Origin of the sequence: Microbacterium sp. LMI1-1-1.1, assembly GCF_040815675.1 — a bacterium.
Taxonomy (GTDB): domain Bacteria; phylum Actinomycetota; class Actinomycetes; order Actinomycetales; family Microbacteriaceae; genus Microbacterium.
Genome location: NZ_JBFPNN010000001.1, coordinates 1,038,618 through 1,055,623, shown reverse-complemented (window position 1 = coordinate 1,055,623; position 17,006 = coordinate 1,038,618). Strand labels below are relative to the sequence as shown.

Genomic DNA, 17,006 nt, shown 5'->3' with positions numbered 1-17,006 from the left:
GTGTCGGAACCGTGATCCCGACGGACCGGAAATGCCCCCCGCGGGAAGGATAAGTCGGCTGTCGCGCGGCGACAATGCCGAAAAGGTCACAATGACGGCCGGGGAAGGAAAAAAGGGGGGATGGATGCCGCAGCACCCATCCCCCCTCTTCGATCGCGGTCGCGCGTTCAGTACTCGCGGTCGATGAGCTGCGGCGGCACCTGGTCCGCGGCGGCCTCGTCGACGAAGAACGCCGTGCGCCGGCGGCCCTTCGCCCCGGCCGCGGGCACGCTCTGGTAGCTCGCGCCGGCGAGGGCGAGCCCGAGGGCGGCGGCCTTGTCGGCACCGGCGATGACCATCCACACGCGCTTGGACGAGTTGATGACCGGCCGCGTGAGCGACACGCGCTCGCTCGGCGGTTTCGGCGACTCGCGCACGGGCACCGTCGCGCGGTCCGTCACCGAGATCTCCGGACGGTCCGGGAAGAGGGAGGCGATGTGCGCGTCCGGGCCGACGCCGAGGAAGCAGATGTCGAACGACGGCCAGGGGCCGGTCTCGCTGCGGTCGCCGGGGGCGAACTGGGCCAGCTCGTCGGCGTAGGCGATCGCCGCGGCATCCAGGTCGATGCCGTCGTCGGTCGAGGCGACGGTGTGGATGTTCGCGGCGGGGATGTCGAGATGGTCGAGCAGCGCCTCGCGCGCCTGCGTGTCGTTGCGATCCGGGGAGGAACGCTCGACGAAGCGCTCGTCCCCGAACCAGAAGTGCACCTGCGACCAGTCGATGTCGCCCACGCGCGGGTCCTGGGCGGCGGCGCGCAGCACGGCGCCGCCCATCGTCCCGCCGGTGAGGCAGACGTGCATGCGCTTGCCCTCGGCGACCCGCTTGACCACGCGGTTCATGAACCGGGTGGCGACGTACTCGGCGAGCGACGCGTTGTCGCTCTTGATGATGACCTGCTTGCCGTTCTCAGACATCGGAGCTCCTGTCGGCCGACGCGGCCAGAAGGTCGTGACCCTCGGTGATGACCCGCCCGTAGAGCAGGTCGGGGTCCAGCCGGCGGAGCTCCTCGGCCAGGCACTCCCGCAGCGTGCGGCGGGGGAAGGCGAGATCGTGGGTGGGCTGACCGGGCTGGGTCAGCACCGCCACGCCCGGCGCCGGCCGCTCGAGCAGCGTGTCGCCGCTCGGGCGGGTCAGACGCACGGACTTGATGCCGCTGCTCCACTCGTCGGCGGGGAGGTAGGCGTAGTCCACCGGCACCTCGAGCTTCAGGCCCAGCCAGGCGGCGAGCAGGACCGTCGACGGCGAGTCGCCGGCGCCGCGCACCTCGACCGCGGTGACCGGCTCGAACGGCGGCTGGTCCAGCACCGCGGCGAGCTGCTCGCGCCACCGGGTGACGCGCGTCCACGCGAAGTCGGTGTCACCGGGGGAGTAGTGCCCGGCGAGGTCGCTCACCCATGCGGCCGGGTCGGCCTGCGACGACGCGTCGGTGATGCGACGCTGCGCGATGCGGCCGATGGGGGAGGCCGCCGGGTCGGCGGGCGCCTCGGCGGGCCACCAGGCCACGACGGGGGCGTCGGGCAGGAGGAGTCCGGTGACGAGGCTCTCGGCGTTCGAGCCGGCCGCGCCGTGCGCGCGGAGGACGATGACCTCGCTGGCTCCGGCGTCGCCGCCGACGCGGATCTGCGCATCCAGGCGCGGCTCCTCGTCGTCGTCGCCGAACAGCACGGCGATCACGCGCATCGGGTGCTCCCGGGACGCGTCGTTCGCGGCCTCGATGACCTCCTCCTCGGCACCGTGACGGGTGACGATGATGAGGGTCAGCACGCGGCCGAGGGCGACCGCGCCGCCCTCCTCCCGGACGCTGACAAGGCGCTTCGAGATGGCGCTGACGGTGGTGTCGGGCAGATCGATGATCACGGGCGCCTCCAGGTGCGGCCGTCGCGGGCGAGGAGCTCGTCGGCGGATGCCGGCCCCCACGACCCGGGCGAATACTGTTCGAGCGGTCCGCCCTCGGCCGACCAGAACTCCTCGATCGGATCGAGGATCTTCCAGCTGAGCTCGACCTCCTCGTGGCGGGGGAAGAGCGGCGGGTCGCCGAGGAGGACGTCGAGGATGAGGCGCTCGTAGGCCTCCGGGCTCGCCTCGGTGAAGGCGTGGCCGTAGCCGAAGTCCATGGTGACGTCGCGCACCTGCGTGCCGTCGCCCGGCACCTTCGAGCCGAAGCGGATCGTGACGCCCTCGTCGGGCTGGACGCGGATGACGAGCGCGTTCTGCCCGAGCTCCTGCGTCTGGCTGCGAGAGAACAGCTGCTGCGGCGCGCGCTTGAAGACGACGGCGACCTCGGTCACGCGGCGGCCGAGGCGCTTGCCCGTGCGCAGGTAGAACGGCACCCCGGACCACCGGCGCGTGTTGATCTCGAGCTTGATGGCCGCGAAGGTCTCGGTCGACGACGCGGGGTCCATCCCGTCCTCGTCGAGGAAGCCGTTCACCTTCTCGCCGCCCTGCCAGCCGCCGGCGTACTGGCCGCGGGCCGTGGCCTCGGCCAGGTTCTCGGGCAGCCGCACCGCGGCGAGGACCTTCTCCTTCTCGGCGCGCAGGTCGGCGGCATTGAAGCTGATGGGCTCCTCCATCGCCGTGAGCGCGAGCAGCTGCAGCAGATGGTTCTGGATGACGTCACGGGCCGCGCCGATGCCGTCGTAGTAGCCGGCTCGTCCGCCCACGCCGATGTCCTCGGCCATCGTGATCTGCACGTGGTCGACGTAGTTGCGGTTCCAGATCGGCTCGTACAGCTCGTTGGCGAAGCGCAGCGCGAGGATGTTCTGCACCGTCTCCTTGCCGAGGTAGTGGTCGATGCGGAAGATCGAGTCGGCCGGGAACGCGCTCTCGACGGTCTCGTTGAGCTCGCGCGCGGAGGCGAGGTCGTGACCGAACGGCTTCTCGATGACGACGCGGCGCCAGCCGGTGGTGTCGTCCGCGTTCTCGCCGACGAGACCCGACGCCTTGAGCTGCGTGGTCACGAGCGGGAACGCCTTCGGCGGGATCGAGAGGTAATAGGCGTGGTTGCCCATCGTGCCGCGCTCGGTGTCGAGCTTGTCGACGGTCTCGCGCAGCCGCTGGAAGGCCTCGGGGTCGTCGAACTCGCCCTGCACGAAGCGGATGCCCTGCAGCAGCTCCTGCCACGTCTCGTCGCGGAACTCCGTGCGGGCGTACTGCTTGACGGAGCGGTACACGACCTCCGCGAAGTCCTGGTCCTCCCAGTCGCGGCGGGCGAAGCCGACGAGGGCGAACCCGGGCGGCAGCAGCCCGCGGTTGGCCAGGTCGTACACCGCCGGCATGAGCTTCTTGCGCGACAGGTCGCCCGTCACGCCGAAGATGACCAGGGCGCTGGGCCCGGCGATGCGGCTGAGACGCCGGTCGTCGGGGTCGCGGAGCGGATTGTGCCCGGGGGAGATGTCTACGACCATTACTGTGCCGCCTCGAAGAGTGAGAGCACGTCGACCTGCGGGTCGGTGAGCGTGAGCGTGACGACGGGGCGGCCGTGGCCGTCCGCCAGCACGCCGGCGTCGCCCGCGGCCTGTGCCTGGATGAGTTGTCCGAAGGTGAAGGGGCGACCCGGGATCTCCAGGTCGACGTCCGTGCGCTCGACGATCTGCAGGAAGACGCCGGTCGCGGGACCGCCCTTGTGGTACTGCCCGGTCGAATGCAGGAAGCGGGGACCCCAGCCGAACGTGGTCGGACGACCGGCGTCGGCGGCGACCAGCTCGCGCAGGCCCGCCAGCTGCGGGACCTCGAGGCGGTTCACGTAGGCCTGGATGCTCACGTACCCGTCGGCCGGGATGCGAGCCCAGAGGGCGTCGAGCACCGAGGCGAGCGTCCCGCCGGCCGCGAGGGCCGGGTCCGACACGCGGACCTCGACGCCGTCGCGCGCGAACGCGGGCGGTGCAGGCTCGGGCCGGGCGTCGAGCAGACCCCGGGCGGCGACCTTGGCCGACTCGACGTCGGGCTGGTCGAACGGGTCGATGCCGAGCAGGCGCCCGGCGATCGCCGTCGCGTACTCCCAGACGATGAACTGCGCGCCGAGCGAGCCGCTCACGAGCACCTCGTCGTGGTGACGCTCGAACAGGTGGAACTGCTCGGCGTCGTCGACCAGGCGCACGATGCGGAGGTCGTCGGGGACGTCCTCGAGCTCGGGGGAGACCGGGAGCAGGACGACGGGAAGGATGCCGGTGCCGTTCTTGCCCGTCGACTCGGCGACGAGCTGCTCGATCCAGTCGGGCAGGCCGATGATGTGCGTGCCGTCGGTGACGAGTCCCAGCTTGTCGCGCCGGAGGGCGCCGCCGCCGGCGATCGCGGCCGCCAGGACCAGGGCCGGGTTCTCGGGGGAGTCGATGGCCACCTCGAGCAGGGTCGCGTCGGCCTCGTCGAGGAGCGCGTCGATGTCGACGCCGGCCAGGCCCGTCGGCACGAGCCCGAAGGCGGTCAGCGCGGAGTACCGGCCCCCCACGTTCGGGTCGGCGGTGAAGACGCGGTAGCCCGCCTCGCGGGCGGACGTCTCGAGCGGCGAGCCCGGGTCGGTGACGACCACGATGCGCCCGGCCGGGTCGATCCCGACGTCGCGGTAGGCCGCCTCGAACGCCCGGCGAGCCGAGTCGGTCTCGACGGTGGAGCCGGACTTGCTGGAGACCACGAGCACGGTCTGCGCGAGACCGCCGGACTCGGCGTCGCCGTCGATCGCGGCGAGCACCTGCCCGGGGGCGGTCGAGTCGAGGATGACGAGCGGGACGCCCGCGGTCTGCGCGATGACCTCGGGGGCGAGCGACGAGCCGCCCATGCCCGCGAGCACGACGCGGGTCACGCCCTGCGCGACGAGCTCGTCGCGCAGGGCGGTGATCTCCGCGACGAGGGGGCGCGAGACGGAGACCGCCTGCACCCACCCCAGTCGGCGGGACGCCTCCTCCTCGGCCGCGGGACCCCACAGCGTGGCGTCGCCCGCGGTGATGCCGGAGGCGATGAGCGAGCCCGTCAGGACCGGCAACTCCTCGTCGACGACCGACTTGACGTGGCCGGTGACCTTGACGGCGAAGCTCACTGCGCCGCCTGTGCGCTTCCGGCGTTCAGAGCGGTCTTCACGGTGTCCTGCAGCTCGTGCCACGAGGCGATGAACTTCTCCACGCCCTCGTCCTCGAGCGTCTGGGTGACGTCGGCGAAGTCGACGCCCACGGCGGCGAGGCGGTCGAACACCTCGTGCGCGTCGGCGTAGTTGCCCGTGATGGTGTCACCCGCGACCTCGGCGTGGTCGAAGGTCGCCTCGAGGGTCTTCTCCGGCATCGTGTTGACGGTGCCGGGCGCGACGAGCTCGGTGACGTAAAGGGTGTCGGGCAGCGCCGGGTCCTTGACGCCGGTGGAGGCCCACAGCGGACGCTGCACCGTCGCACCGGCGGCGAGCAGCTCCTTCGCGCGGTCCTCGGCGAACTTCTGCTCGTAGAGCTCGTACGCCAGGCGGGCGTTGGCGATGCCCGCCTGGCCCTTGAGCGCGGCGGCCTCCTCGGAGTCGAGCGCCGCGAGGCGCTTGTCGACCTCGGTGTCCACGCGGGACACGAAGAAGGACGCCACCGACTGCAGGGTCGAGATGTCGTGCCCGGCGTCACGGGCCTTCTCGACGCCCGCGAGGTAGGCGTCGATGACCTCGGCGTAGCGCTCGAGGCTGAAGATGAGCGTCACGTTCACCGAGATGCCGGCGCCGATGACCTCGGTGATGGCGGGCAGGCCGGCCTTCGTCGCCGGGATCTTGATGAGGACGTTCTTGCGGTCGACGCGCGCGGCAAGGTCCTTCGCCTGCGCGACGGTGCCCTCGGTGTCGTGCGCGAGGTCGGGGGAGACCTCGATCGAGACGCGGCCGTCGACGCCGTCGGTCTTGTCGAAGACGGGCAGGAAGATGTCGCACGCGTCGCGGACGTCGTCGGTCGTGATCGAGAAGATGGCCTCGTCGACCTCGGCGTTCTGCGCGGCGAGCTCGCGGACCTGGCCCTCGTAGGCCTCGCCCTTCGAGAGCGCGCCGGCGAAGATCGTCGGGTTGGTCGTCACACCGGTGACGTCGCGCTGCTCGATGAGCTCGGCGAGGTTGCCGGACTGGATGCGCTGACGCGACAGGTCGTCGAGCCAGATGCTGACGCCCTCGGCGGAGAGCTGCTGGGTGGGAGTGCTCATGACGTGGATCTCCTCGGGATTACTTCGCCGCCGCGATCGAGTCGCGCGCAGCGTCGACGACGGCCTCGGCCGTGATGCCGAACTTCTGGAACAGGGTCTTGTAGTCGGCGGAGGCGCCGAAGTGCTCGATGGACACCGAGCGGCCGGCGTCGCCGACGATGCGCTGCCAGCTGAGCGCCGAACCGGCCTCGACCGACACGCGCGCCTTCACCGCAGCGGGCAGAACCGACTCGCGGTACGCCTCGTCCTGCTCGGCGAACCACTCCAGCGAGGGGGCCGACACGACGCGGGCGTGCACGCCCTCGCCGGCCAGGGTCTCGCGGGCCTCGACGGCCAGCTGCACCTCGGAGCCGGTGGCGATGAGGATGACGTCGGGCTCGCCGTTCGCGGCCTCGGCGAGCACGTACGCGCCCTTCGCGGCGCCCGCGGCGGAGGCGAACTCGTCCCCGGACGCCTCGCCGTCGCCACGTGCGAACACGGGGATGTTCTGGCGGGTGAGTGCGATACCGGCCGGGCCGGCGGTGCGGCGCAGCATCTCGAGCCAGACCACCGAGGTCTCGTTCGCGTCCGCGGGACGGACGACGGCGAAGTTCGGGATGGCGCGCAGGGTCGCGAGCTGCTCGATCGGCTGGTGCGTGGGACCGTCCTCGCCGAGGGCGACGGAGTCGTGCGTCCAGACGAAGATCGTCGGGATGTTCATCAGGGCGGCCAGACGCACCGGCGGGCGCATGTAGTCGCTGAAGATGAGGAAGGTGCCGCCGAAGGGGCGGGTCGGTCCGTGCAGGACGATGCCGTTCAGGATCGCGCCCATCGCGTGCTCGCGGATGCCGAAGTGGAGCACGCGGCCGTAGGGGTCGCCCGACCATTCGTGGGTCGACCACTCGGCGGGGATGAAGGACTTGGCATCCTTGATCGTCGTCAGGTTGGACTCGGCCAGGTCGGCCGATCCGCCCCACAGCTCGGGGAGCTCCGCGGCCAGCGCGTTGATGACGGTGCCCGAGGCGGCGCGGGTCGAGACGTCCTTGCCGGCCTCGAAGGCGGGGAGCGCGTCGGCGATGTCGGCGGGGAGCTCGCGGGCCTGGATGCGGTCCCACAGCTGCTTGCGCTCCGGGTGCGCGGCGGCCCAGGCGTCGAACTTCTCCTGCCAGGCGGCCTTCGCGGCCTCGCCGCGCTCGACGAGCCCGCGGGTGTGCGAGAGCACGTCCTCGGCGACGTCGAAGCTCTTCTCGGGGTCGAAGCCGAGCACCTCCTTGGTGGCGCGCAGCTCGTCGGCGCCCAGGGCGGAGCCGTGGATCTTGCCGGTGTTCTGCTTGCCGGGAGAGGGGTAGCCGATGATCGTCTTCAGGATGATGAGCGAGGGCTTGCTCGTCTCGCCCTGGGCGGCCTCGATCGCGCGGTGCAGCTCGGCGACGTCCTCGACGTACTCGCCGGTCTTCTTCCAGTCGACCGTCTGCACGTGCCAGCCGTAGGCCTCGTAGCGCTTCTGGACGTCCTCGGTGAAGGCGACGTTCGTGTCGTCCTCGATGGAGATCTGGTTGGAGTCGTAGATGGCGATGAGGTTGCCGAGCTCCTGGTGGCCGGCGAGGGAGGACGCCTCGGAGGTCACGCCCTCCTGGAGGTCGCCGTCGCCCGCGATCACATAGACGTAGTGATCGAAGGGGCTCTCGCCCGCGGCGGTCTCCGGGTCGAAGAGGCCGCGCTCGTAGCGGGCGGCGTAGGCGAAGCCGACGGAGGAGGCCAGGCCCTGGCCCAGCGGACCGGTCGTGATCTCGACGCCGTCGGTGTGGCCGAACTCGGGGTGGCCGGGGGTGAGGGATCCCCACGTGCGCAGCGCCTCGAGGTCCTTCAGCTCGAGGCCGAAGCCGCCGAGGTAGAGCTGCACGTACTGCGTGAGAGACGAGTGCCCGGCGGAGAGGATGAAGCGGTCGCGTCCGGGCCAGTGGGTGTCGGCCGGGTCGTGGCGCAGCACCCGCTGGTAGAGCAGGTACGCGGCCGGCGCGAGGGACATCGCGGTCCCCGGGTGGCCGTTGCCCACCTTCTCGACCGCGTCGGCGGCCAGTACGCGCGCAGTGTCCACCGCGCGCCGATCGATCTCATCCCATTCGAAGTCCGACAACACGGTCGCCTTTCTCGATGCCAGCGCCCGGAGGAGTCCGAATCCCGCGCTCGTCACCGTCGGGGTGGGAGGGGAGGGGGTCGGCGCAGGGCGCGCGTTCAGGGCCAGCATAGCGAGATCGGTGGGGGCGCTTCACGCGTGTGACGGGGGGTGGACAGGTCGCGGAGGATGTGGTGCCGTCGGGGATGTGAGCGGTAACGTGGCGTCTGCGCCGCCTCGTGCGCGCGGGGCTGCCGTGCGGGCGCGCGCGCGGAGCCCCGGCGACCGTCGCGCGACGGGGTCGGCGGTATCTCGACGTCGGTGCAGCGGGCCGGGCCGGGTGAGGCGATGGCATAGAATCGGAGGGATTTGCTCGCGCTACCCCGGGGGACGATGGACATCTCGACGACGTCGCACGCGACTGTGACGACCGATCGCCGCTCCGTCGGACGCACCCTCCGCGCCTACGTCGCGCTGACGAAGCCGCGCGTCCTCGAGCTGCTGCTGGTCACGACGGTCCCGGTCATGATCCTGGCCCAGGGCGGCCTGCCCGACCTCTGGCTGATCCTCGCCACGGTCGTCGGCGGCTCGCTGAGCGCCGGCTCGGCCGCCGCGTTCAACATGTACCTCGACCGCGACATCGACGCGCACATGCAGCGCACCGAGAACCGTCCGCTCGTGACGGGCGAGGTCACCCCGCGCAACGCGCTCATCTTCGCCTGGACCCTCGCGGTGATCTCCACGCTGTGGCTGTGGGCGTTCACCAACCCGCTGGCCGCCGCGCTGTCCGCCGGAGCGATCTTCTTCTACGTGGTCATCTACACGATGATCCTCAAGCGCCGCACCGAGCAGAACATCGTGTGGGGCGGCATCGCCGGCTGCTTCCCGGTCCTCATCGGCTGGTCGGCGGTGACGGGCTCGCTCGCCTGGGCGCCGTTCATCCTCTTCGCGCTCGTGTTCCTCTGGACGCCCCCGCACTACTGGCCGCTGTCGATGAAGTACGCGCAGCAGTACGACGACGTCGACGTGCCGATGCTGGGCGCGACCCGCAGCGGCTCGCAGGTCGGCCTGCAGGTCATCCTCTACGCGTGGGCGACCGTGGCCTGCTCGCTGCTGCTGATCCCGGTGGCATCCATGGGTCTCGTCTACTCGGTGTCGGCCCTCGTCTTCGGCGGCTGGTTCGTCTACGAGTCGCACCGTCTCTACGCGCGTGCCGTGCGCGGCGGCGAGCCGCGGCCGATGCGCGTCTTCCACGCGTCGATCACGTACCTCACGCTCCTGTTCGTCGCCATCGCGGTCGACCCGCTGCTGCCGTTCTGACCTCCCGCCACGACGAGAAGCCGCCCGCCCCTGCACGGGGACGGGCGGCTCTCTCGCCGGGCTGAGGTCACCGACGAGAAGCCGCCCGCCCCTGCACGGGGACGGGCGGCTTTCTCAGAGGGCCGAGGTCACCGACGAAAAGCCGCCCGCCCCGGAAGGGGACGGGCGGCTTCGTCGTGCAGCGGGGGTCTCAGCGACGCGAGGGGTCCTCGGCGGCGTCCTCGCGGGCGGCGGCTGCGGCCTGCGGGGGAGCCGGGGTGTCGGAGGAGGTCTCGACGTCGGCATCCTCGACGGCGACCGGGGCGGGCTCGGCGGACGCGGTCGGCGTCGCGACGGTGCCGGCGGCGGCCGTACCGGCGGCGGCACCCGTGGCGGCCGGGGTGAAGACCGAGGTGGCCGGCTCGTCCGCGGTCTCGTCGTCGCTGTTCCAGTCGATCGTCTCGACGGCGACGTCGTTCCGGTGCGCGAACACGGAGGCCGCGCCCAGGGCGAGGGCGATGAACAGTCCCACGACGCCGGCGGCGAGGAGCCCGGCACCGACCGACGCCCACGTCTGGCCGACGTACACCTCGACGACCGTCGCGTTGGGGTTGGTCAGCACCTGCTCCATGGCGCCGATGCCCCGGAACACGTTCCAGAGGCCGGCGCCGAGCGCGGCGAGGGAGCCTGCGACGAGCACCCAGAACGGGATGCTGGTGATCAGGCGGGGACGAGTGCGCATGCGAATACTCCTTCAGGGGGCCGGCGCGGTCGCACCGGAAGTCCCACAGTCTCGCACGGGTCCGGACGATTCCTCGGTGAGCCCGATGAATCGTCTATGAAGCCCCGAGCACGTGAGCTCAGCCGCGCGCGACGCTCTCGCGGGCGCGGGACGCCTCGACCACGACGGCCGCCGGCTCCTTGAGGCGCAGCACGACGACGGTCATCGCGGCGGCCGTGAGGGCGGCGAGGACCATGTGCGTGCCCACGGCGAGCTCGGGGAGGCCGTTGCGCGCCTGGTAGAGCCCCACCGCGATCTGCACGACCTCGACGGCCAGCAGGGCCGTCGCCCAGCGACGCACCGGCAGGCGCAGGCGCCACGCGGCGACGACGAGCGCCAGGGTGAGGGCGAACAGGGCGTATCCGGGCCACGCGTGCACGTGCTCGAGCAGCTGAGCGTCGAAGCCGTTGCGGACGGAGGCGTCGTCGCCGGAGTGCGGTCCCGCACCGGTGGTGAGGACGCCGAACACGATCGTGACCGCGAGGACCGCGGTGGTGGCGTGGGTCAGTCCGGCGAACCAGCGCGGCACGGCGAGGTGGCGCCGGCCGGCGGGCAGGTACATGAGCGTCAGGAACGCGGCGCACACGGCGACCAGCGAGACGGATGCCACGTAGTGGAAGCCGACGATGAACGGGTTGAGCCCCGTGAGCACGGTGACGCCGCCGACGAGCGCCTGGGCGACGACGCCGCCGAGGACGACGAGCGCCAGGACGAAGAGCGCGCGCCGCTCCCGGCGCAGCCGCCACACGAGCACGACGACGACGAGCGCGAGGATGCCGACGAGACCCGTCAGGGTGCGGTTGCCGAACTCGATGATCCCGTGGATGCCCATCTCGGGGGTGTTGACGATCGACTCCGGGGTGCAGCGCGGCCATGTCGGGCAGCCCAGGCCGGAGCCGGTCAGGCGGACGGCGCCGCCTGTGCCGATGATGAGGACCTCGGCGAGGAACGAGAGCCAGGCGAAGACGCGGACGCGGCGGTCGACCCGGTCGGGGAGCCACGCCCGGACGCGGGCGGCGAGGGTGGGGGAGGTGTCGGGGGACATGCGCGCGGCCTCCTGGCGGCGGGCTCCCGGACCGGCACGCGGCGGGGATGGTCGCCGTGCCGGGGGCGGGTGTTGCCTGTAGAATCGAAAGGTCCGGAACTGCGGCGCTCGCGCGTTCCGCATCAGTGACAGTCTAGGCGCGACGTCAGCGTCTTCGAGCGGGCCCACCAGCGACATTCCTGGGACTTCGACCGGAGTCCGGAATGCCGGGGCGGATGACACCGTTGAGGCCCGAGAAGGAGAGTGACCACCATGACCGATGTGCTCATCGACCGTCCAGAACTCGAGGGTCTGGGAGTCTACGAATTCGGCTGGCACGACACTGATGCCGCCGGCGCCGTCGCGCAGCGCGGCATCAATGAAGACGTGGTCCGCGGGATCTCGGCTCTCAAGTCCGAGCCCGAGTGGATGCTCAAGACCCGCCTGAAGGGCTACCAGCTCTTCGGTCGCAAGCCGATGCCGACGTGGGGCGCCGACCTCTCCGACATCGACTTCGACAACATCAAGTACTTCGTCCGCTCCACCGAGAAGCAGGCGCAGTCGTGGGAGGACCTCCCCGAAGAGATCCGCAACACGTACGAGAAGCTCGGCATCCCCGAGGCGGAGCGTCAGCGCCTCGTCGCCGGCGTCGCCGCGCAGTACGAGTCCGAGGTCGTCTACCACCAGATCCGCGAGGACCTGGAGCAGCAGGGCGTCATCTTCATGGACACCGACACGGCGCTGCGCGAGCACCCCGAGTTCTTCGAGGAGTACTTCGGCACCGTCATCCCCGCGGGTGACAACAAGTTCGCCGCGCTGAACACCGCCGTGTGGTCGGGCGGCTCCTTCGTCTACGTCCCCAAGGGCGTGCACGTCGAGATCCCGCTGCAGGCCTACTTCCGCATCAACACCGAGAACATGGGCCAGTTCGAGCGGACCCTGATCATCGCGGACGAGGACAGCTACGTCCACTACATCGAGGGCTGCACCGCGCCGATCTACAAGAGCGACTCGCTGCACTCGGCCGTCGTCGAGATCATCGTGAAGAAGAACGCCCGCGTGCGCTACACGACGATCCAGAACTGGTCGAACAACGTCTACAACCTCGTCACCAAGCGCGCCGTCGCCCACGAGGGCGCGACCATGGAGTGGGTCGACGGCAACATCGGCTCCAAGGTGACGATGAAGTACCCCTCGATCTACCTGATGGGCGAGCACGCCAAGGGCGAGACGCTCTCGGTCGCCTTCGCCGGCCCCGGCCAGCACCAGGACGCCGGAGCCAAGATGGTCCACATGGCGCCCTACACCCAGTCGTCGATCGTCTCGAAGTCGATCGCCCGCGGCGGCGGCCGCGCCGGCTACCGCGGCGAGGTGCGCGTGGATGCCAATGCGCACCACTCCGCCAACACCGTCCGCTGCGACGCCCTCCTGGTCGACACCATCTCCCGCTCCGACACCTACCCGGCGATCGACATCCGTGTCGACGACGTGCAGCTCGGACACGAGGCGACGGTGTCGAAGGTCAGCGAGGAGCAGCTGTTCTACCTGCAGTCCCGGGGTCTTCCCGAGGACGAGGCCATGGCCATGATCGTGCGCGGCTTCATCGAGCCCATCGCCCGCGAGCTGCCCATGGAGTACGCGCTCGAGCTCAACAAGCTCATCGAGATGGGCATGGAAGGATCCGTCGGCTAGATGTCGTCCACCACCACCCCCCTGCCGGGGAGCACCGCGCACACCGACGGAGGATGGGGCGACACCAGCGCGCCCGTCGTCCCGGTCCAGACCCGTTCGGACCGCCCGTGGTCGTTCGAGCCCACCGACTTCGGTGTGCCGACCGGCCGCGAGGTCAACTGGAAGCACACGCCGCTCGACCGCATCGCGCCTCTCTTCGAGGACGCGGCGGGCGGCGGCATCCGGTACGAGCTCGGAGCCGCCCAGGCGCACCTGGTCTCGGGATCGGACGTGCGCGGAGAGCACTTCAAGCCCGAGGACCTGCCGAGCGCCATCGCGTACAAGCACGCCGGCGACGCCCTGCACGTCCAGCTGAAGGCGGAGGAGGAGCTGGTCGAGCCGCTGCGCATCGACCTCGTCGGCACCGGCGACCGTGCCACGGCCCACCTCGTCATCGAAGCGAAGAACCACAGCCGCGGCACGATCGTGCTGTACCACTCCGGTTCGGCGCAGTACGCGCAGAACGTCGAGATCCTCGTGCGCGACGGCGCCGACCTCACGGTCGTGTCCGTGCAGCGCTGGGACGACGACGCCGTCCACGCCGCCGCCCACCAGGCGCGCGTCGACCGCGACGCGAAGCTCACCCACGTCGTCGTCAGCTTCGGCGGCGGGGTCGTCCGCGTGAACCCGTCGGTCGAGCTCTCGGGCGCGGGCAGCGAGGGGCGTCTGTACGGCCTGTCGTTCTCCGACTCCGGCCAGCACCTCGAGTCGCAGGTGTACCTGCACCACAAGGGTCCGCACACGGTCGGCGACGTCCTCTACAAGGGCGCGCTGCAGGGCGAGAGCGCCCGGAGCGTGTGGATCGGCGACGTCCTCATCGGACCGGATGCCACGGGCACCGACTCGTACGAGGCGAACCGCAACCTCGTCCTCACCGACGGCGCGCGCGCGGACTCGATCCCGAACCTCGAGATCGAGACGGGCGACATCCAGGGCGCGGGTCACGCCAGCGCCACCGGGCGCTTCGACGACGAGCAGCTGTTCTATCTGCAGGCCCGCGGCATCGCCGAGGACGAGGCCCGTCGCCTGGTCGTGCTCGGCTTCCTGAGCGAGATCGTGCAGCGCATCGGCATCCCGGACCTGGAGTCCGAGCTGGTCGAGGCCATCGAGCGCGAGCTCGCCGAGGGAGCCGAGGCGTGAGCGTGTCCCGCGTCTGCGGTCTGAGCGAGCTGGTCCAGGACGAGGCCCGCCGTGTCGAGGTGGACGGCGTCGCGATCGCCGTCGTCCTCGACGGCGACGGCGACGTCCACGCGATCGGCGACGTCTGCACGCACGGCGACATCTCGCTCTCGGACGGCTTCGTCGAGGGCGACACGCTGGAGTGCTGGGCTCACGGCTCCGCGTTCTCGCTGCGCACCGGCCGTCCGCTGAACCTCCCGGCCTTCGAGCCGGTGCCCGTGTACGAGGTCGTGATCGACGGAGACGACGTGCTCATCGATCCCGCCGTCACCAAGGCGACGGCCTGACGGCCGCCCCCCACGCTTTTCGAACAACCGAGTAAGGAACACCATGTCTGTCCTCGAGATCCGCGACCTCCACGTGACGGTCGAGACGGATAACGGCACGACCCCGATCCTCAACGGCGTCACCCTGACGCTGCGCACCGGCGAGACCCACGCCATCATGGGCCCGAACGGCTCCGGCAAGTCGACGCTGGCGTACACGATCGCCGGTCACCCCAAGTACACCGTGACGAGCGGCTCCATCACCCTCGACGGTGAGGACGTCCTCGAGATGAGCGTCGACGAGCGGGCGCGCGCGGGCCTCTTCCTCGCGATGCAGTACCCGGTCGAGATCCCCGGCGTCACCGTCACCAACTTCCTCCGCACCGCCAAGACGGCGATCGACGGCGAGGCCCCCGCGATCCGCGGCTGGACCAAGGACGTCAAGGAGTCGATGGCGAACCTGCGCATGGACCCCGTCTTCGCGCAGCGCAACGTCAACGAGGGCTTCTCCGGCGGCGAGAAGAAGCGCCACGAGATCCTCCAGCTCGAGCTGCTCAAGCCGAAGATCGCCGTGCTCGACGAGACCGACTCCGGCCTCGACGTCGACGCGCTGAAGATCGTGTCCGAGGGCGTCAACCGCGCCAAGGAGCAGACCGACCTGGGCGTGCTGCTCATCACGCACTACACGCGCATCCTCCGCTACATCCGTCCCGACTTCGTCCACGTCGTCGTCAAGGGCCGGATCGTCGAGGAGGGCGGCCCCGAGCTCGCCGACCGACTCGAGGAAGAGGGCTACGACCGCTTCCTCGAGGCCGGTACCCCGGTCGACGCGTAGGATCGTCCCATGACCGCGACACTCGCTCCCGAGAAGTACGATGAGGTCACCGAGGCCTTGAAGGACGTCATGGATCCCGAGCTAGGGATCAACGTCGTCGACCTCGGGCTCATCTACGATCTCGCGTGGGACGACGAGAACGACGCCCTCGTCATCCACATGACCCTCACCTCGGCCGGCTGCCCGCTGACCGATGTGCTCGAGGAGCAGACGGCGCAGGCCCTCGACAACGTCGTGGACCGCTTCCGCATCAACTGGGTGTGGATGCCGCCGTGGGGCCCCGAGCGGATCACCGACGACGGCCGCGACATGATGCGCGCCCTCGGCTTCGCGATCTGAGAAGTCTCACCACAAAGCCCGCCCCTGCTCGGGGTGGGCTTTCGTGTTTCCCCGTCTGACGTCGGGGCCGGTGGCATCCATCGTCCCTCGTTAGGCTCGCAGGATGAGCGTCCCCCCTCTGCAGGCCCTGCCGCTGGAGCTGCTGCGCCAGCGGTCCAGCACCAAGTGGAAGTCGTACGGGGACGATGTCATCCCGATGTTCGTCGCCGAGACGGACTTCCCGCTCGCGCCCGCCATCACGGCGGCGCTGACGCGGGCGGTCGAGATCGGCGACACGGGGTACACGCCGCCGCGTCCGGGGATCGACCTCGACTTCGCCGCATACGCGGAACGGCGCTGGGGATGGCGTCCGGATCCGGCGCGCATCCGCTGGACGGGCGACGTCATGATGGGCGTCGTGGAGGTGCTGCGGGCGGTCACGCGGCCCGGGGACCGGGTCGTGGTCACGCCGCCGGTGTACCCGCCGTTCTTCGACACCGTCGAGGAGGCGGGCGCGGTCGTGGAGCTCGTCCCGCTGCTCGACCACGGCGACGGCTGGGAGCTGGACCTGCCGGGCATCGAGGCGGCGCTGGCCGCGGGGGCGCGGTCGATCCTGCTGTGCAACCCCCACAACCCGACGGGCACCGTCCACAGCCGGGCATCGCTCGCCGCCCTGGCCCGCCTGGCCGCGCGGTACGGTGCCACCGTCGTCAGCGACGAGATCCACGCGCCGCTCACCCACGCGCCGTCCGTGTTCACGCCGTTCCTCGACGCCGCCCCCGAGGCCGCCGCGGTGGGCTACGCCGTGACCAGCGCGAGCAAGACCTACAACCTCGCGGGGCTGAAGTGCGCCGTGATCGTCACGGGATCGGACGAGACCGCCGCGGTCGTCCGGTCGCTGCCGTGGGAGGTGGAGTGGCGCGCCGGGCTCTTCGGCGTGATCGCGAATCGTGCGGCGTTCAGCGCCGAGAGCGACGCCTGGCTGGACGGCCTCCTCGCGGCGCTCGACGAGAACCGGCGTCTGCTCGCCGACCTGCTCGCGGAGCACCTCCCGCTGGCGCGGTATCGGATCCCGGATGCCGGCTTCCTCGCCTGGGTCGACGTGTCCGCCTACGGCTGGGGCGAGAACCCCGCGCCGTACATCCGCCGCGAGGCGGGCGTCGCCCTGCACCACGGGCCGTTGTTCGGCGTGGAGGGCATCGGACACGTCCGCATCAACGTCGGCTGCGCGCCGGAGGTGCTGACCGAGGCGATCGAGCGCATCGGACGGCTGGCCCGGCGCTGACGGGACC

At 70.8% G+C, this 17,006-nt stretch carries 15 protein-coding genes; 7 read left to right on the top strand and 8 right to left on the bottom strand.

Annotated features, from left to right (window positions below):
* Positions 1–167: 167 nt before the first annotated feature.
* From pgl to tkt, 6 genes are read right to left on the bottom strand one after another with little or no spacing between them, the layout of a single operon-like run.
* A complete protein-coding gene (gene pgl, locus MRBLMI1_RS04935; RefSeq protein ID WP_367727052.1) occupies positions 168–953 on the bottom strand; it encodes a 6-phosphogluconolactonase in 786 nt (261 codons plus the stop codon).
* Positions 946–1,896, bottom strand: coding sequence for a glucose-6-phosphate dehydrogenase assembly protein OpcA (locus MRBLMI1_RS04930; RefSeq protein WP_367727049.1), 951 nt, complete (start codon positions 1,894–1,896; stop codon positions 946–948). The genes pgl and MRBLMI1_RS04930 overlap by 8 nt, the downstream gene beginning before the upstream one ends.
* On the bottom strand, positions 1,893–3,443 hold the full coding sequence (gene zwf, locus MRBLMI1_RS04925) for a glucose-6-phosphate dehydrogenase (RefSeq protein WP_367727047.1): 1,551 nt from the start codon (positions 3,441–3,443) through the stop codon (positions 1,893–1,895). The genes MRBLMI1_RS04930 and zwf overlap by 4 nt, the downstream gene beginning before the upstream one ends.
* Positions 3,443–5,068, bottom strand: a complete 1,626-nt coding sequence (locus MRBLMI1_RS04920; protein WP_367727046.1) for a glucose-6-phosphate isomerase — start codon at positions 5,066–5,068, stop codon at positions 3,443–3,445. Before MRBLMI1_RS04920 ends, zwf begins: the two co-directional genes overlap by 1 nt.
* Positions 5,065–6,186 (bottom strand): transaldolase, encoded by a 1,122-nt coding sequence (tal, locus tag MRBLMI1_RS04915; RefSeq protein WP_367727045.1) that lies wholly within the window; start codon positions 6,184–6,186, stop codon positions 5,065–5,067. Before tal ends, MRBLMI1_RS04920 begins: the two co-directional genes overlap by 4 nt.
* Positions 6,187–6,205: 19 nt before the next feature.
* Positions 6,206–8,302: a transketolase gene (tkt, locus tag MRBLMI1_RS04910; protein WP_367727621.1), complete on the bottom strand. Its 2,097-nt coding sequence runs from the start codon at positions 8,300–8,302 to the stop codon at positions 6,206–6,208.
* Between the two features lie 372 nt (positions 8,303–8,674).
* Between tkt and MRBLMI1_RS04905 the strand changes: the two genes are divergently transcribed.
* Positions 8,675–9,601: a heme o synthase gene (locus tag MRBLMI1_RS04905; RefSeq protein WP_367727044.1), complete on the top strand. Its 927-nt coding sequence runs from the start codon at positions 8,675–8,677 to the stop codon at positions 9,599–9,601.
* Between the two features lie 190 nt (positions 9,602–9,791).
* Here MRBLMI1_RS04905 and MRBLMI1_RS04900 read toward each other — a convergent pair whose 3' ends face one another.
* Positions 9,792–10,322, bottom strand: coding sequence for a dinucleotide-utilizing enzyme (locus tag MRBLMI1_RS04900; protein WP_367727043.1), 531 nt, complete (start codon positions 10,320–10,322; stop codon positions 9,792–9,794).
* A gap of 118 nt (positions 10,323–10,440) precedes the next feature.
* The gene (locus tag MRBLMI1_RS04895) at positions 10,441–11,406 is read right to left on the bottom strand and encodes a COX15/CtaA family protein (RefSeq protein ID WP_367727042.1); all 966 of its coding nucleotides are present in this window, start codon (positions 11,404–11,406) and stop codon (positions 10,441–10,443) included.
* Positions 11,407–11,658: 252 nt separating this feature from the next.
* Between MRBLMI1_RS04895 and sufB the strand changes: the two genes are divergently transcribed.
* The 6 genes from sufB (at position 11,659) to MRBLMI1_RS04865 (ending at position 16,999) form a co-directional block, all read left to right on the top strand.
* Positions 11,659–13,077, top strand: coding sequence for a Fe-S cluster assembly protein SufB (sufB, locus tag MRBLMI1_RS04890; protein WP_367727041.1), 1,419 nt, complete (start codon positions 11,659–11,661; stop codon positions 13,075–13,077).
* Entirely contained in the window at positions 13,078–14,256 is a 1,179-nt protein-coding gene (gene sufD, locus MRBLMI1_RS04885) for a Fe-S cluster assembly protein SufD (protein ID WP_367727039.1), read from the top strand.
* The gene (locus MRBLMI1_RS04880) at positions 14,253–14,582 is read left to right on the top strand and encodes a non-heme iron oxygenase ferredoxin subunit (protein WP_367727038.1); all 330 of its coding nucleotides are present in this window, start codon (positions 14,253–14,255) and stop codon (positions 14,580–14,582) included. Before sufD ends, MRBLMI1_RS04880 begins: the two co-directional genes overlap by 4 nt.
* 43 nt (positions 14,583–14,625) lie before the next feature.
* Positions 14,626–15,396, top strand: a complete 771-nt coding sequence (sufC, locus tag MRBLMI1_RS04875) for a Fe-S cluster assembly ATPase SufC (protein WP_367727037.1) — start codon at positions 14,626–14,628, stop codon at positions 15,394–15,396.
* 9 nt (positions 15,397–15,405) lie between these two features.
* Positions 15,406–15,735, top strand: a complete 330-nt coding sequence (locus tag MRBLMI1_RS04870; protein ID WP_013586729.1) for a metal-sulfur cluster assembly factor — start codon at positions 15,406–15,408, stop codon at positions 15,733–15,735.
* A 103-nt stretch (positions 15,736–15,838) separates the two neighbouring features.
* The gene (locus tag MRBLMI1_RS04865; RefSeq protein ID WP_367727036.1) at positions 15,839–16,999 is read left to right on the top strand and encodes a MalY/PatB family protein; all 1,161 of its coding nucleotides are present in this window, start codon (positions 15,839–15,841) and stop codon (positions 16,997–16,999) included.
* The last annotated feature ends 7 nt before the right edge of the window (positions 17,000–17,006 follow it).

What these genes read in the sequence shown, in the direction of transcription:
- pgl (WP_367727052.1), bottom strand. Translation starts at nt 953, where the DNA reads ATGTCTGAGAACGGCAAGCAGGTCATCATCAAGAGCGACAACGCGTCG.
- zwf (WP_367727047.1), bottom strand. Translation starts at nt 3,443, where the DNA reads ATGGTCGTAGACATCTCCCCCGGGCACAATCCGCTCCGCGACCCCGAC.
- tal (WP_367727045.1), bottom strand. Translation starts at nt 6,186, where the DNA reads ATGAGCACTCCCACCCAGCAGCTCTCCGCCGAGGGCGTCAGCATCTGG.
- MRBLMI1_RS04905 (WP_367727044.1), top strand. Translation starts at nt 8,675, where the DNA reads ATGGACATCTCGACGACGTCGCACGCGACTGTGACGACCGATCGCCGC.
- MRBLMI1_RS04900 (WP_367727043.1), bottom strand. Translation starts at nt 10,322, where the DNA reads ATGCGCACTCGTCCCCGCCTGATCACCAGCATCCCGTTCTGGGTGCTC.
- MRBLMI1_RS04895 (WP_367727042.1), bottom strand. Translation starts at nt 11,406, where the DNA reads ATGTCCCCCGACACCTCCCCCACCCTCGCCGCCCGCGTCCGGGCGTGG.
- sufB (WP_367727041.1), top strand. Translation starts at nt 11,659, where the DNA reads ATGACCGATGTGCTCATCGACCGTCCAGAACTCGAGGGTCTGGGAGTC.
- sufD (WP_367727039.1), top strand. Translation starts at nt 13,078, where the DNA reads ATGTCGTCCACCACCACCCCCCTGCCGGGGAGCACCGCGCACACCGAC.
- sufC (WP_367727037.1), top strand. Translation starts at nt 14,626, where the DNA reads ATGTCTGTCCTCGAGATCCGCGACCTCCACGTGACGGTCGAGACGGAT.
- MRBLMI1_RS04870 (WP_013586729.1), top strand. Translation starts at nt 15,406, where the DNA reads ATGACCGCGACACTCGCTCCCGAGAAGTACGATGAGGTCACCGAGGCC.
- MRBLMI1_RS04865 (WP_367727036.1), top strand. Translation starts at nt 15,839, where the DNA reads ATGAGCGTCCCCCCTCTGCAGGCCCTGCCGCTGGAGCTGCTGCGCCAG.